Origin of the sequence: Amphibacillus jilinensis Y1 (assembly GCF_000306965.1) — a bacterium.
Classification (GTDB): domain Bacteria; phylum Bacillota; class Bacilli; order Bacillales; family Amphibacillaceae; genus Amphibacillus_C; species Amphibacillus_C jilinensis.
Genome location: NZ_JH976441.1, coordinates 70,346 through 84,087 on the forward strand (window position 1 = coordinate 70,346; position 13,742 = coordinate 84,087).

Here is a 13,742-nt window from a genome sequence, read left to right on the forward strand (position 1 = left end):
CTAGCACAATAGTCTCAGCGTCTTTCTTCATTTTACGCTTTTAACACAACATTTTCTTGCCCGAAGTGTGCCTCGAGTTGCTTAATGGCATGATACTGTGGATCAATAAAATAGTCTTCTGACAAACGAAAGGTCTTCTTATGGTTGGACTGATAAATAATGATCGGTATTTGGCCTGGATATTGCTGGCTTACATCATTAATTAATGGCAGATACGCTTCTAACTCATCTTCTTGATTGACCTTAATAAATAACTGTTTATCAATGGTTGGTTCAGAAGGCAGTTTATCTAATGTTAGCTGGTCTAAGCTTTGAATAATAACCTGTACCTTGCCATGACGCCAATCTTTTTTCCCTTTAACTACAACAATCATTTGTTCCTCTATCATTGGCTTTATGTCTCGATAAAGGTCAGGAAAAATAACAGCTTCAATCTCTTCCTTCTCATCAGCTAACTGAAGAAAAGCCATTGATTCGCCTCTTTTCGTACGAATAATTCTAATCGATTGAACAATCGCAACACATGCTGGTATTTTTTGATCTTGCTTCGAATAAATGTGAGAAATATCTATCAAACCATGGCTACGAAGCACACGCCGTTTCAATGCTAGCGGATGATCGGTAACAAACATACCTAATAATTCTTTTTCATAAGCTAATTTCTGCATGACAGAGAATGGTTCAACTTGCTGATACTGGCCTTCTAGTTGCAAACCATCGACAAAGAGATCCGCTTGGTCACCCAAACCACCAAAAAGTTCCCCTTGTTCCATGGCACCATCAACGGTGGCTAATAATGTAGCACGGTCTGCACCCCATTCATCAAAGGTACCGGCAAGAATCAATGTCTCAACTGCTGAACGATTAACAACTTCTAAAGAAATACGCATACAAAAATCAAATAGATCCTTGAAGAGACCTGCTTGCCTCACTTTCACGATTTCATTAATAACCGGATAACTTAAGCCTTTAATTGATGACAAACCCATTCTTATTGAACCGTGATCTGGACGATAGTGATAATAGCTTTTGTTAATTGAAGGGGGCAATAAAGAAAGTGAAGCTTTCTTTGCTTCCCTAATAAACTGCTGAACTTTGTCTTGCTGACCTGTGATTGCATTTAATAATTCGGTGAAAAAATAGACTGGGTAATGAGCTTTCAAGTATGCCAATTGATAAGCAATAATGCTATAGGCAACAGCATGACTTCGATTAAACCCATAGTTAGCAAAGCGATAGATCCAAGAAAAAATCTCTTCAGCTACATGCTGGGCATAGCCTTTATTCAAACACCCCGTTATAAATTGTTGCTTAACTGATTCAATATCTTCTTGCTTCTTTTTGCTAATAGCTCGACGTAAAATATCCGCCTCACCATAGCTTAACCCTGCGAATTGATGGGCTAATTGGATGATCTGTTCCTGATATATTAACACCCCATAAGTAGCATCTAAAATTGGCTTTAAATCTGGATGGATATAGCTAACCTTTTCCTCTTGATGCTTACGTTTAATATAAGTATCAATGAAATCCATTGGGCCTGGTCGATATAAAGCATTTACTGCAACGACCTCTTCAAAAGTAGTTGGTTTTAATGTTTTTAAAACACGTTGCATGCCTGCGGACTCAAGTTGAAAAACACCAGTTGTTTCGCCTCTTTTAAGCAAATCAAATGTACGTTGATCATCAAAAGGAATCTCACTTAATTTCAACGATTCCTTTTGATATCGACTAATCAAGTTGATAATTCGTTCAATTGTCGTCAAATTACGCAAACCTAAGAAATCCATTTTCAATAATCCAATTGCTTCTAAGTCACCCATAGGAAACTGGGTTAATAGATTACCCGCTTGGTCATGAATGAGCGGAACGGTTTTCAGCAACGGCTGATCATGAATAATAACCCCAGCAGCATGTGTTGACATATTACGCGGTAAGCCTTCCAATACTCGGGCAACTTTGAAAAAACGTTGAAGCTCCTCATCCTCTTTAATAAAATCAAGTAACCGATTAGATGACTTAACCACCTTAACAATGGAAGCATCGCCTTGAGCAGGAATTTCTTTTAAAATAAATTTTAAGTCAGCATCCTTGAGTTTGAACACTTTAGCCAATTCACGAATAATCGAACGCGCTTTAAAGGTCCCAAATGTCCCAATCTGCGCGACAGATTCATAACCATACTTATCCTTAACATAATCAATAACTTCTTGTCTGCGATGGTCTGAAAAATCGACATCAATATCAGGCATCGACACACGTTCAGGGTTAAGGAAACGTTCGAACAAAAGATTATATTTTAATGGATCTACCGTTGTAATACCTAATAAATAAGCAACGACAGAACCAGCTACTGAGCCCCGACCAGGTCCAACTAAAATATCTTGAGCTTTAGCAAAACGTATGAAATCCCAAACAATTAAGAAATAATCGCTAAAACCCATTTCTTGAATAACTGATAGCTCATAGTCCAATCGGCCTTTGACTTGGCTCATGTCCGAATGTTTTTGATCTGCAGCCTGTTCACAAAGCGCACGTAAATAAGTAGAAGCATCTTGATCATCTTCGAGCGGATACCTCGGTAGCATGTGCTGATTAAATGTTAACTCAACCTTACAAGCCATTGCCATTCTTTTGGCTTGGTCGATAAGTTCAGGATAACCTTCAAAAAAATGATACGCCTCGGTTTGATTAAAAAAGTGATAGCTATTTACGACGTCAAACGGATCTAAGCCGTTTTTCTTATCAATGGCACGAAGGCACTGAAAAGCTTGCTGATCCTCACCTCTTAAGTAACGCACATCACCGAGTGCAACTAATGGCAACTGAAACTGTTGAAGTTGATCAACTTGATCAAGGTCAAACCGTGTTAAGCCGATCGACGTTCCCTCAGGCCAAATATCAAGAAATTGACGCACTGCTTCTTGATCTGATCTATTTAAATATTGATTTAAAACACTGTGTTGAAATGGAATAATAATCAGACAATCTTTCAGTAACGTCAAGCATTGTTGGTAATCAATCCACTTCTCCTCGCTTGCTTGAATGATTGAACTTATTTGCACTAATGACTGGTAGCCTTCATTACTTTTCGCCAATAAGATTATATCTTCAGACTGATTATTTATGTATACTGATGTCTCCATGCCGATAATCGGTGTAACGCCCTCTCTTACACAAGTCTGATAAAAAGACACCGCTCCGTGTAATACATTGTGGTCAGTTAAGGCAACAGCCGACATTTGATGCTGCTTCGCCATTTGCACAAGGTCGTTAATCTTTACTGTACTCTGCATAAATGTATAGGCACTTTTTACTTGTAAATGTACAAATGACAATGGATTAACCTCCTACATAAGTTCTTTGTTATAGTCTATTATAGCTGATCGGTTAGCCAATTGAAAAATAAAAACATAGACAACCTTATCCAAACATAGACTAGCACTAACCTATATGTTTGCCTAAAAAGGAGTTTATCATATGGAAGAACGTTTTTTTGCCACGATCATCCAATGTTTTTTTATTGCTTTAGGTGTTGTTATTGGCGGGGCGTTCATTGGTAGTATTGGCGCCTTTGCCAGCGGTGAACCCCCTTTAACATTAATGGGTCGGATTGCCAAAAGTCTCAGGATATGGGCAATAGTAGCTGCAATTGGCGGAACATTTGATGTTATTTCGAATTTTGAACGTGGTATTATGGAAGGCTCTACGATGGATATCGTTAAACAAATTATCATCATTATTACAGCAATGGGTGGCGTTCAAGTTGCTTTATTAATTATAGAATGGTTAATCCAAGAGGAGCTGACTTAATGCATATCCCTCCTTACTTTAAATTTAAAGATTGGCAACTTTTATTTGTTGGTATGTTTATAGGTGCTTTAATCGGTTACCTCGTTTTTATCTACATGTACGGTGAATTAATGGAAAAACGCATTGAAGAAAATTTGCGATTAAGAACTGAGAGACAAGAATTACAACTTGCCTATGAAACCCTTGAAGAAAATCTTACAGAGCTTAATGAGAAATATCAACAGAAATTAGTGATTAATGCGATTGATATCATTATTATTAATGCTGATCATTTTAAATTAGATCGTTTTATTTTACACGAATTAGAAGAGTTGATTAAGGAAGAAGTAAGCGATATCTTAGGATCAGAAGTAGCTACCATAAATGATAACTACCCTTTATTAATTAAGATGGTCGAAAATAAAAATTACGAGATAGACGGTTTTATTTACCAAGCGCACATTAAACATTTATTTATCAATGAACAAAGCGAAATTCATATTGAGCTTGATGTCCAAAGGTAAAAGAGATCAAATCTCTTTTACCAGTATTTAGAAACAAGATCTGTCTTACTGTCATTGACAAGCTTGTTCAAGTGCTAATTTCAATTGATCCGCCTCTTGCCAATTATATACGGTAGCACCCGCAGCCAACGGATGCCCCCCTCCATTAAATTGTGCTGCAATTTCATTAATAGCAACACCTTTTGAACGAAGGCGAACACGAATTAATTGTTCTTCTTCTACAAAGATTGCCCAACATTTTATTCCTTTGATATCACCAAATACGCCTACTAGTGAACTCGTTTGAGCTGCTGTGACTTGATAACGTTCTAGAATTTCTTTGGTTAGCTTTACTGTACAAACACCGGTTTGGCTATGATCCAGTTGGTCCAGTAAATATCCTTTTAATTGCGCAATCGGGAGCTCCATTTCGTACATTTGGTTATATAAGGCGCTGCGATCAAACGGATAATGAACTAAATCTGCCGCTACTTTAAACGTATAAGGCGTCGTGCTCGGAAATAGAAATCTCCCCGTATCTCCAACCATACCGGCATAAAGCAAACGTGCTACTTCGGTATTCATTTTCAATTCTTGCTGCGCCCCGGAAATTAGCGTATAAATCATTTCAGAAGTAGAACTGGCATCCGTATCGACCCAACTCAGATCACCGTAAGGATCTACTTCAGGGTGATGGTCAATCTTTATTAATTCGCGCGCCTTCATAAAACGCTGGTCATCGATTCGTGGGCGATTGGCTGTATCACAAATGATAACAAGTGCATCTTCATAAAGATTGTCTGCTATTTGATCCATTGTGGCTAAATAACCCAATGATGCTTCATCTTCTCCAACGCAATAGACCTCTTTTGCAGGAAAGCTCGTTTGAATGGCTTTCGCTAAACCCACTTGAGCACCAAAAGCATCTGGATCTGGTCTAACATGGCGATGAATAATAATTCGATTGTATACTTTAATTCTATCGATAATCCGCTCAGTAATGTCATTCATAAGTGACAACTCCTATCTTTAATATCGGTCAATCAATTGGCCTATCAACACCGCTTTACCAACGATATCCTTTTCATGAAATAATTCGATATCTACTTTTACCGATTTTCTTCCAATTTCTAAAATACGTGGAATGATGTCGATCGCACTTTCAAGTTGAACAGGCTTTATAAAATAAACAGAAATATTTTCAACAACAAGGTCTCCTTTTTTAGTGTAAGCCATAAGACGGCTACTTACTTCAGTAATAAAGGAAACCAACACCCCATTAGATAAGGTGCCAAGTGCATTGGTCATTTGCGGTGTCACTTGAGACTTAAATATATATTGTGCCCCTTCTTGTCTCATTGTAAGCCCACTCGTTACAATATCATCAATCGTTTCTCCAACTTGAGGTTGTCTCTGTACATGTTGAAGGGCTTTTAACACATCTTGCCTAGAAATCAAACCAATCAGTCGATGATTTGAACTAACAACAGGTACGATTTCAATACCTTCCCAAACCATCATGTGAGCGGCATAAGCCAGCGAGGTTTGATTGAAGACAGTAATCGGATTTTTTGTCATCACTTTCTCAACAGTTATATCCGGTGATTTTCCAATTACATCTTTAGACGTAATAATACCGACCACACGCATCTGTTCATCAACCACTGGATAACGCGAATGTGTTGTATGATCTTTTAGATAATACCACCGTTCTAATTGATCTGTTCTTTTTAAATAGTGCGTTTTTTCGTAAGGGGTGTAAATATCCCCAACAAGAACGATCTCTTTCTTAATCAATTGATCGTAAATAGCTCTATTAATCATGGCTGCCACCGTAAACGTATCATAACTCGTTGATATAATCGGTAGTTGTTGTTCATCTGCTAAGCGTTTAATGTGATCATCTGTATCAAATCCGCCTGTAATAAGGACAGCTGCTCCTTCTTCCAGCGCTAATTGATGTGCCTCTACTCTATTACCGATAATCAACAAAGAGTCTTTTTCTAAATAGCGCATCATGGCATCTGTTTTCATTGCACCAATAACAAATTTATGTAAGGTTTTATGTAATCCTTCGCGTCCACCCAACACTTGGCCATCTACAATTCCGATAATCTCAGCAAAGGTTAAATGTTCGAAGTTTTCCTTCTTTTTCTGTTCAATTCGAATTGTTCCTACACGTTCGATGGTACTAACTAATCCTTGATTTTCAGCTTCTTTGATCGCTCGATATGCGGTACCTTCACTAACACTTAAATTTTTAGCGATTTGTCTAACCGAAATTTTATTACCAACTTTTAATGACTCAATATGATGTAATATTTGTTCATGCTTAGTCGCCAAGGTACTTCACCTAACTTTCTTAACTGTACTATATTTCTTATCTATAAGTGTTATTATACAGTTCTTTACTTGAAGTATCAATTTTGGTCATACGATTTAAAAGATTTTCAACTAGACACATGTTTAAGCATTTCATTCAATACAATGAATGAAAAGGGTATCAAAATTGAACGTAAAGGTTTACAAATGCTATAATCGGGTATAGGAATATATAAAACGTTAGAGGAGTGATAGCGATGCCAGCAGAAGAATATAAACGCATTGTCGTTGCAGTGGACGGTTCACAAGCTTCTTTAAAAGCTTTTAAAAAAGCTGTTCATGTTGCTAAGCGTAATGATGCTGATCTTATTATTGCCCATGTTGTTGATACTAAAACAATCTCAACTGCTGAAACCTATGATCAATCCATGATAAATCGTTCTGAAACATATGCAAGCCAGCTATTAAATGACTATAAAATTCAAGCGGAAAGTGCGGATGTAAGAAAGGTTGAAACCCATATTGATTACGGGTCACCTAAGGTTCGCATCCCAAAATATGTAGCAAAAGCTTTTAATGCAGATTTAATCATGTGCGGTGCAACAGGCTTAAATGCAGTAGAGCGCTTTCTAATTGGCAGTGTTTCAGAAAATATAACACGCTATGCTCCATGCGATGTCCTTGTCGTTCGCTCAGACGATGAAGTTGAAGAACAAAACTTAGAGCAAACGATTTAATATTTTTTGGTAACCGAAGCATCGCGTAACTATCAGTGCTTTGAACGATCATCTAAATAATACAAATCTTCAATCAGTGAGCGTTTTATTCTTCGCTCACTTGATTGTTAGTTGAGTGAATCAGAACATTAGCGACCGTTATCACCTACCTATATAGATTTAAATATTCTTTAATTTTAGGTAGGGGTTTTACGGACGATTAGCTGTGATAAGTCTTAATTAAAAAGGGACACTCCATAAAAAACGGAGTGTCCCTTTTCCTATTTATAATGCTAATCGTGCTACATCTCGCGCAATCATAACTTCTTCATTTGTTGGAACAACTAATACTTTAACTGGGGAATGTGGATAATTAATAAATGTTTCTTTACCACGAACATCATTTCTAGCAGGGTCCCAATATACCCCCATAAATTCTAAGCCTTCTAACACACGCTCTCGAACTGCTTTACTATTTTCTCCGATCCCTGCTGTAAAGATAATCGCATCAACGCCGTGCATCTTAGAAGCATATGAACCAATGTATTGGTGAATACGTCCGGCAAAGATCTTTAAAGCTAATTCAGCACGTTCATTACCTTGGCCTGCTTTTTCTTCAATATCTCTTAAGTCACTAGAGAAACCAGAAAGTGCTAACATACCACTTTCTTTATTTAATACATGAAGCACTTCATTAACATCTTTACCTGTCTTATCCATAATATAAGGTACTAGGGCTGGATCCAAACTACCAGAACGCGTCCCCATCGTAACCCCTTCAAGTGGCGTAAAGCCCATTGTTGTATCAATAGACTCACCATTTTTAACGGCTGCAACACTTGCTCCATTACCAATATGACATGTAATAAGACGTAATTTTTCTAGTGGTGCATCCAGCATTTCTGCAGCTCGCTCTGAAACATATTTATGACTTGTCCCATGAAAACCATATTTACGAATACCAAAATCTTGATAATACTCATATGGTAAACTGTATAAATAAGATTCAGGTGGCATCGATTGATGAAAAGCAGTATCAAACACAGCAACAGCAGGTACATTAGGCAAAATGTCTTTAAATGCCTTAATACCTGTTAAGTTAGCAGGATTATGTAATGGCGCCAACTCTGATACTTTGTCAATTTCAGCTATTACTTCATCAGTGACAAGTACAGAGTCACTAAAGCGTTCGCCACCATGTACAACACGATGACCTACACCATCAATTTCTTCCAATGACTTAATTACACCAGAGGCTTGTAATTTTTCTAATAATAATTGAACAGCCTTCTCATGATTTGGAATATCTGTGGTAACCACGTCTTCTTGTTCTCCGTATTCTAATTTAAATACAGAATTTTCAATACCAATACGCTCAACCAAACCTTTGGCTAAAACAGTTTCATCTGGCATTTCAATCAATTGGAATTTTAGTGATGAACTACCAGCATTAATAGATATAACTTTACTCAAAATCCTTCAATCCTTTCGGGTTCCCTATTTAGTCTATTTATATACCACTTATATTTTAACGAACAATCGACATAAAATGCAACTTGAAAGTTATATGAAAACGATACCAGTTAATATTTTTAATTTTTCAGCAATTAATACCCTTCTTTGTTAAACCATTGATTCATCTTTAACACGATATTTTCCGTCGCTTTTACATCTTTAAATGAAGGTAATTGCGCCATTAAAACCTCTTTAGGCGATTGCGTCTGCTCTGATTTCTTTTGTAATACAAAAATGCTCTTGGCTTGCTCCTCTGCTCGGAAGATATTATTCGGTAATTGAAGCAATGCAATCACATGAGCAGATTCTTGAATAAGCTGGTGTAATTTTGTAGCCTGGTCACTATTAAACAGTGTATTTGGAATAACGAAAATTAAGAATCCTCCAGCTTTTGTATAATTTAAACTTTGTTCAATAAGAAGATGATGGGCATAAGTATGCTCACCTGACATGAAAACTTTAAATGCACGAGCTCTATCGTCATCAGGATAATAGCCTACAGGTAAATCTGCAACAACCAGATCTACAGGGTCTAATAACAACGGTTGAATCGTATCTTGATGAAAAAATTCGACCTCATTTTCTTGTAAATTAGCACTAAGAGAAGCGAGTTGAATAAAAGTTGGATCAATTTCACTTCCAAAAGCTTTGACTAGCTTTGCGTTTTGGTTCATTAATGCATTCAATAAATTTGCAGATCCTACAACAGGATCAAATATAGTTAATTTGTCAGTGCGAGGATATAACTTTTCAATAAGATAATTCATATACGAAGCTACCGTATCTGGTGTAATAAGATGCTGGATTTGCATAGCACCTTTCATACTTTTAAGTGTTGCCAATTCAATCGTTTTACGGATCTGCTCTTTCTGCAGTCGATCAAAATCAATCGCTTGAACTTTTTTAATAAACATCAGATTGTCTTCTGGAAAGCTTTGCTTATCTTCGTCATCCATTAGAAAAATATTTAATAAATCAAGTAAGCCATCCATATATGTTAAATCATTTGCTTTAACATGTTGTTCAATCACATTATCAATTTGTTGAAAACACGCTTCAACGCTATTCATAATAAGCATTCCTCCCTTTTACAATATGCAGTATAACATACAGGGGCTAAACCGTCTCGTTTAGTAAAAAACTTTTCCTTCATATGCTGGACCACATGAAGGAAAAAAGTAGCACAGCTTTGATTTGCTGTGCTACTTTTTTAGTGATGCTCTCTTTTACGTTGATCAAGCATGTCTTTAATCTTTTCAAAAGCTTGAGGGGCCACATCGACAAGCTTTTCGTATAGATGGGTATGCTCATGCAGATGTATAAGCTCATTGCCTTGCTTGTGCATGACAAGAAAAGCAATTGGCGTAATCGATACACCACCGCCACTTCCCCCACCAAATGGGAGGAGTTCTTCATCAGACTGGTCTTGACTCTTACTATGGTGTCCTGAAAACTCACTTCCCCCAGCAGCAAAGCCAAAGCCTACTTTCGATACGGTAATAATGGTACTTCCATCAGATGTTTGGATCGGATCCCCTATAACCGTGTTGACATCAACTATTTTTTTCAATTGTTCCATAGCCGTCGACATTAAACCTTCTATTGGATGTTCTTGCATCGTTACCTAATCTCCTTTAATTAGAATTAGATCTTCTGAAATACATATGAATAGCATGTCCCAGTCTCATTGAAAACATGCATTGACAATGACTATGAAACATCGCATGATTATAGATAGGTTTGACAACATAATTTACACCATTTACTGCATCAAAGTATTCAGAAAACCCTGTAATAATAAGACTTTTACAACTTATGAGGAGTCCTACGAATATGGCTGTATGATCAGCTTGATGGAGGCCTATTGTGGTCATCCAATTCAATGTTTGACACTTAATCTGTCGCATTTGTGATAATCGAGGAAATATGTTTATTTCTTTTTTTGTATTAGAAAATTGTAGCAGTTTATCTAACAATTGTTCTGGCATGTAAACATCAGATTTTGAATATAGAGAAATCGCTAAGCATTTATATGTTTTCTTGATGATGACTTTATCTGCGATATCAATTGAGATATCCACATAAAAAGGGGCGTAAATGATGATAAATAAAAAAATAATTAATAACGCTAAAGATATTAATAAGATAAACATAGTTATACTCCTCTGTTGACTCATTTCGCTCTACACATCGTTTAATTTATGTCTTTAAAGGCTATAGAATACTATTAGAATCATTTAACTAGACGAAGGAGGTAAGATAGTGACAACACATGTATACATACATTATCCCCAAACGATGCAAGGTACATTCCAAGCGAATGAAATAAAACAACAAGCATCTAATCATCCGGTTCAATTTGTTGACCAAGCAAACCGAGCTGATATTATTATAAGTTTAGGTAACGACGGACAGTTTCTTCATACAATAAGAGAGACGGGTTTTTCCAAATCCGCCCTATACATCGGGGCAACACAAGACCTTAATTTTGGTCTGTACGCAACGATTCATTATGCTGATTTAGGTAAGCAATGGCCTAATATTTTAAATAAAGAAATGCATCATACATTCGACTTGTTAGAAGTTAGCATAGACAATGGCAAACCTCATTTCTGCTTAAATGAATTTAGTATGCGCTCGAGTATTATTAAAACAATCGCTATTGATGTTTTTATCGATCAAAAATTATTTGAGCATTACCACGGGGACGGATTAATTATTTCCACACCGACAGGGAGTACAGCTTACAACAAATCTGTTGGTGGTGCAATTGTTGAGCCAGCTTTAACCTGTATGCAATTGACAAAAATTGCTCCACTAACCAACGCTAACTTTAATCTATTGCACAGTCCTACGATCTTGTCTGAAAAGCGAACCGTTAAATTAGAGGTTATTCAAGATGGGAATGACTATCCTATTATTGGACTTGATAATGAAGCTTATCCCATATCATTAATTCGAGAGGTAAACGTAAAGATATCTGATCGGCAATTACATTATTTCAGACCATCTGGATTAGACTACATTAATCAAATATCCGATATGTTTATCCATAATAAAATGTTATAATCACGCAAAAATCGCAGTTTCCTGTCATTAAGGCACCTGCGATTTTTATCTATGATCGGTTTAATGTCTTTCTTGCTTTTTAGAACTGAACGTCACTTATTCATTCATTACTATAAAACGAACTTTCAATCAGCGGGCGCTTTACGAGGTTATCTGTGATAAACAATGGTGCCATCTACTACGGTCATGCCAACATTGATTTTGTGAATCATATGCTTTTCAACTTGAAAGGGATCTTGCTCTAATACTGTAAAATCAGCTAAATAGCCCTCTTTAATTAGACCTGTTTCTTGTTCTTTACCAATCACATAAGCACTACCTTTTGTATATAAAGAGATCGCCTCATATACCGTTAATTGTTGTTCGGCATTATAAATTTGCTGATCAATCGTTGAACGTCTCTCAACAAATGCTTCAATACCATAAAGCGGATTAACGTCCTCAATTGGTGCATCAGAACCAGCAGCACAGGCAATCCCATGGTCTAGGAAAGTCCGCCACGGATAAGCTGTTTTTATCCGGTCACTTCCAAGACGTTGGATAACCCACGGAAAATCAGATGAAACAAAAGTAGGTTGAATATCTAAAACAGCATTAAGCTTTGCCAGTTTATTAATCAAGGGTTGGTTAACAATCATGGCATGAATAATACGATCACGATATCGTGCTGTCAAAGGATACGCTTCAAGTAATTGCGCCACGGTGTTAATCGCAGCATCGCCGATCGCATGAACCGCAACAGGGAGTTGTAATGAACGTGCCTTTGCAATAAGGGCTGCTAATTCCTCCTTGGTATGTATCGCTAGTCCTGTATTAGATGGATCATCATGATAAGAAGCTTCTAACCATGCCGTCCGACCACCCAAAGCACCATCAGCAAATATTTTCATCGCACCATACTCAACAAAGGGGGTCCCTTCTTTGTAACGAAGAGATTGTTTAGCAAAGTCATCAATAACCTCATGATGAACCAACAGATGAGCCCTGAATTTCCTGTCATCTCCATTTATACTTTGTTTATATGCTTGCGAAACTTTATTAAAACTCCCTTTTCCATAATAGGCTAAATCTTCACTATGTCCACCAACTAAACCCAAGCTAAGCAAATAATCTATGGACAAATCAATCAATTGTTTTAATTCTTCTGTTGATCGATCTGGAACAGCCTGTTTAATTAAATCTTGAGCAGTATCTAAAAAGTATCCTGTTATTCTGTTATTACGATCACGCATGATTTTTCCGCCTTGAGGATCTTTCACACCTTCTGTAATTTGCGCTGACTCAATTGCCTTTGTATTAGCTATCAACGCATGACGACATACACGTGTTAATATTATTGGATGATGATTTGAAATGTCATCCAATTCCTTACGGTCAATGATGCGTTGTTCATCCCATTGATTATCATTCCAACCTTCACCAAATAACCATTGACCTGAAGGTATGCTTTCAACCCGTTCACGTACACATGCCAAGACTTCTTCTGCGCTCATACATGTTGATAAATCTAAGTGCGCCAATTTTTCCCCTTGCCCAATAATATGTAAATGACTATCCACAAAACCAGGAAATATATATCTTCCTGTTAAATCGATTTCTCTTTCTATATCAGACTTAAATTGTGTCTTTAACCGTTGATATGTTCCAACCTTTACTATTCGCCCCGCCTGTGTGTATACAGCTTCTACTGTATCGTTGACTTCACACATCGTATAAAAGGTACCACCAAACCATAATATCCCCATCACTCACTGCTCCCTTTCAATCATATCGCCCATTCCATTGTTAAATTAAAAGATATCAAAAAAATAGACAATTGAAAAGA

Annotated in this window: 12 protein-coding genes; 4 read left to right on the plus strand and 8 right to left on the minus strand. The window is 36.9% G+C overall.

The features are described from left to right. Nucleotides 1-32: 32 nt before the first annotated feature. A complete protein-coding gene (dnaE, locus tag B494_RS0116000) occupies nucleotides 33-3,338 on the minus strand; it encodes a DNA polymerase III subunit alpha (RefSeq protein WP_017473397.1) in 3,306 nt (1,101 codons plus the stop codon). Between the two features lie 142 nt (nucleotides 3,339-3,480). Here dnaE and ytrH point away from each other — a divergent pair, with 142 nt between their 5' ends. After that, nucleotides 3,481-3,813, plus strand: a complete 333-nt coding sequence (ytrH, locus tag B494_RS0116005) for a sporulation membrane protein YtrH (protein ID WP_017473398.1) — start codon at nucleotides 3,481-3,483, stop codon at nucleotides 3,811-3,813. Then, nucleotides 3,813-4,316, plus strand: coding sequence for a sporulation membrane protein YtrI (gene ytrI, locus B494_RS0116010; RefSeq protein WP_017473399.1), 504 nt, complete (start codon nucleotides 3,813-3,815; stop codon nucleotides 4,314-4,316). The genes ytrH and ytrI overlap by 1 nt, the downstream gene beginning before the upstream one ends. 51 nt (nucleotides 4,317-4,367) lie before the next feature. On the opposite strand, the gene B494_RS0116015 is transcribed toward ytrI, so the two are convergent. Then, nucleotides 4,368-5,306: a DHH family phosphoesterase gene (locus B494_RS0116015; protein WP_017473400.1), complete on the minus strand. Its 939-nt coding sequence runs from the start codon at nucleotides 5,304-5,306 to the stop codon at nucleotides 4,368-4,370. 18 nt (nucleotides 5,307-5,324) lie between these two features. Then, on the minus strand, nucleotides 5,325-6,638 hold the full coding sequence (locus B494_RS0116020; protein ID WP_017473401.1) for a DRTGG domain-containing protein: 1,314 nt from the start codon (nucleotides 6,636-6,638) through the stop codon (nucleotides 5,325-5,327). A gap of 236 nt (nucleotides 6,639-6,874) precedes the next feature. Between B494_RS0116020 and B494_RS0116025 the strand changes: the two genes are divergently transcribed. Next, nucleotides 6,875-7,354 (plus strand): universal stress protein, encoded by a 480-nt coding sequence (locus tag B494_RS0116025; protein WP_017473402.1) that lies wholly within the window; start codon nucleotides 6,875-6,877, stop codon nucleotides 7,352-7,354. Nucleotides 7,355-7,618: 264 nt separating this feature from the next. On the opposite strand, the gene B494_RS0116030 is transcribed toward B494_RS0116025, so the two are convergent. The 4 genes from B494_RS0116030 to B494_RS0116045 form a co-directional block, all read right to left on the minus strand. Beyond that, nucleotides 7,619-8,806: an acetate kinase gene (locus B494_RS0116030; RefSeq protein WP_017473403.1), complete on the minus strand. Its 1,188-nt coding sequence runs from the start codon at nucleotides 8,804-8,806 to the stop codon at nucleotides 7,619-7,621. A gap of 134 nt (nucleotides 8,807-8,940) precedes the next feature. Then, complete coding sequence (locus tag B494_RS0116035; protein ID WP_017473404.1) at nucleotides 8,941-9,918, minus strand: class I SAM-dependent methyltransferase; 978 nt, start codon at nucleotides 9,916-9,918, stop codon at nucleotides 8,941-8,943. A 140-nt stretch (nucleotides 9,919-10,058) separates the two neighbouring features. Further along, nucleotides 10,059-10,466, minus strand: coding sequence for a GerW family sporulation protein (ytfJ, locus tag B494_RS0116040; protein ID WP_017473405.1), 408 nt, complete (start codon nucleotides 10,464-10,466; stop codon nucleotides 10,059-10,061). A gap of 16 nt (nucleotides 10,467-10,482) precedes the next feature. Then, nucleotides 10,483-11,001 carry a DUF2953 domain-containing protein gene (locus tag B494_RS0116045; RefSeq protein ID WP_017473406.1) on the minus strand — a complete coding sequence of 173 codons (519 nt, stop codon included), beginning with the start codon at nucleotides 10,999-11,001 and terminating at the stop codon, nucleotides 10,483-10,485. A 109-nt stretch (nucleotides 11,002-11,110) separates the two neighbouring features. On the opposite strand from B494_RS0116045, the gene B494_RS0116050 reads away from it, so the two are divergent. Beyond that, nucleotides 11,111-11,917, plus strand: a complete 807-nt coding sequence (locus tag B494_RS0116050) for an NAD kinase (RefSeq protein ID WP_017473407.1) — start codon at nucleotides 11,111-11,113, stop codon at nucleotides 11,915-11,917. 149 nt (nucleotides 11,918-12,066) lie between these two features. On the opposite strand, the gene B494_RS0116055 is transcribed toward B494_RS0116050, so the two are convergent. Continuing rightward, nucleotides 12,067-13,662 (minus strand): amidohydrolase, encoded by a 1,596-nt coding sequence (locus B494_RS0116055; RefSeq protein WP_017473408.1) that lies wholly within the window; start codon nucleotides 13,660-13,662, stop codon nucleotides 12,067-12,069. Between the last annotated feature and the right edge of the window lie 80 nt (nucleotides 13,663-13,742).

What these genes read in the sequence shown, in the direction of transcription:
- ytrH (WP_017473398.1), top strand. Translation starts at nt 3,481, where the DNA reads ATGGAAGAACGTTTTTTTGCCACGATCATCCAATGTTTTTTTATTGCT.
- ytrI (WP_017473399.1), top strand. Translation starts at nt 3,813, where the DNA reads ATGCATATCCCTCCTTACTTTAAATTTAAAGATTGGCAACTTTTATTT.
- B494_RS0116015 (WP_017473400.1), bottom strand. Translation starts at nt 5,306, where the DNA reads ATGAATGACATTACTGAGCGGATTATCGATAGAATTAAAGTATACAAT.
- B494_RS0116025 (WP_017473402.1), top strand. Translation starts at nt 6,875, where the DNA reads ATGCCAGCAGAAGAATATAAACGCATTGTCGTTGCAGTGGACGGTTCA.
- B494_RS0116035 (WP_017473404.1), bottom strand. Translation starts at nt 9,918, where the DNA reads ATGAATAGCGTTGAAGCGTGTTTTCAACAAATTGATAATGTGATTGAA.
- ytfJ (WP_017473405.1), bottom strand. Translation starts at nt 10,466, where the DNA reads ATGCAAGAACATCCAATAGAAGGTTTAATGTCGACGGCTATGGAACAA.
- B494_RS0116045 (WP_017473406.1), bottom strand. Translation starts at nt 11,001, where the DNA reads ATGTTTATCTTATTAATATCTTTAGCGTTATTAATTATTTTTTTATTT.
- B494_RS0116055 (WP_017473408.1), bottom strand. Translation starts at nt 13,662, where the DNA reads ATGGGGATATTATGGTTTGGTGGTACCTTTTATACGATGTGTGAAGTC.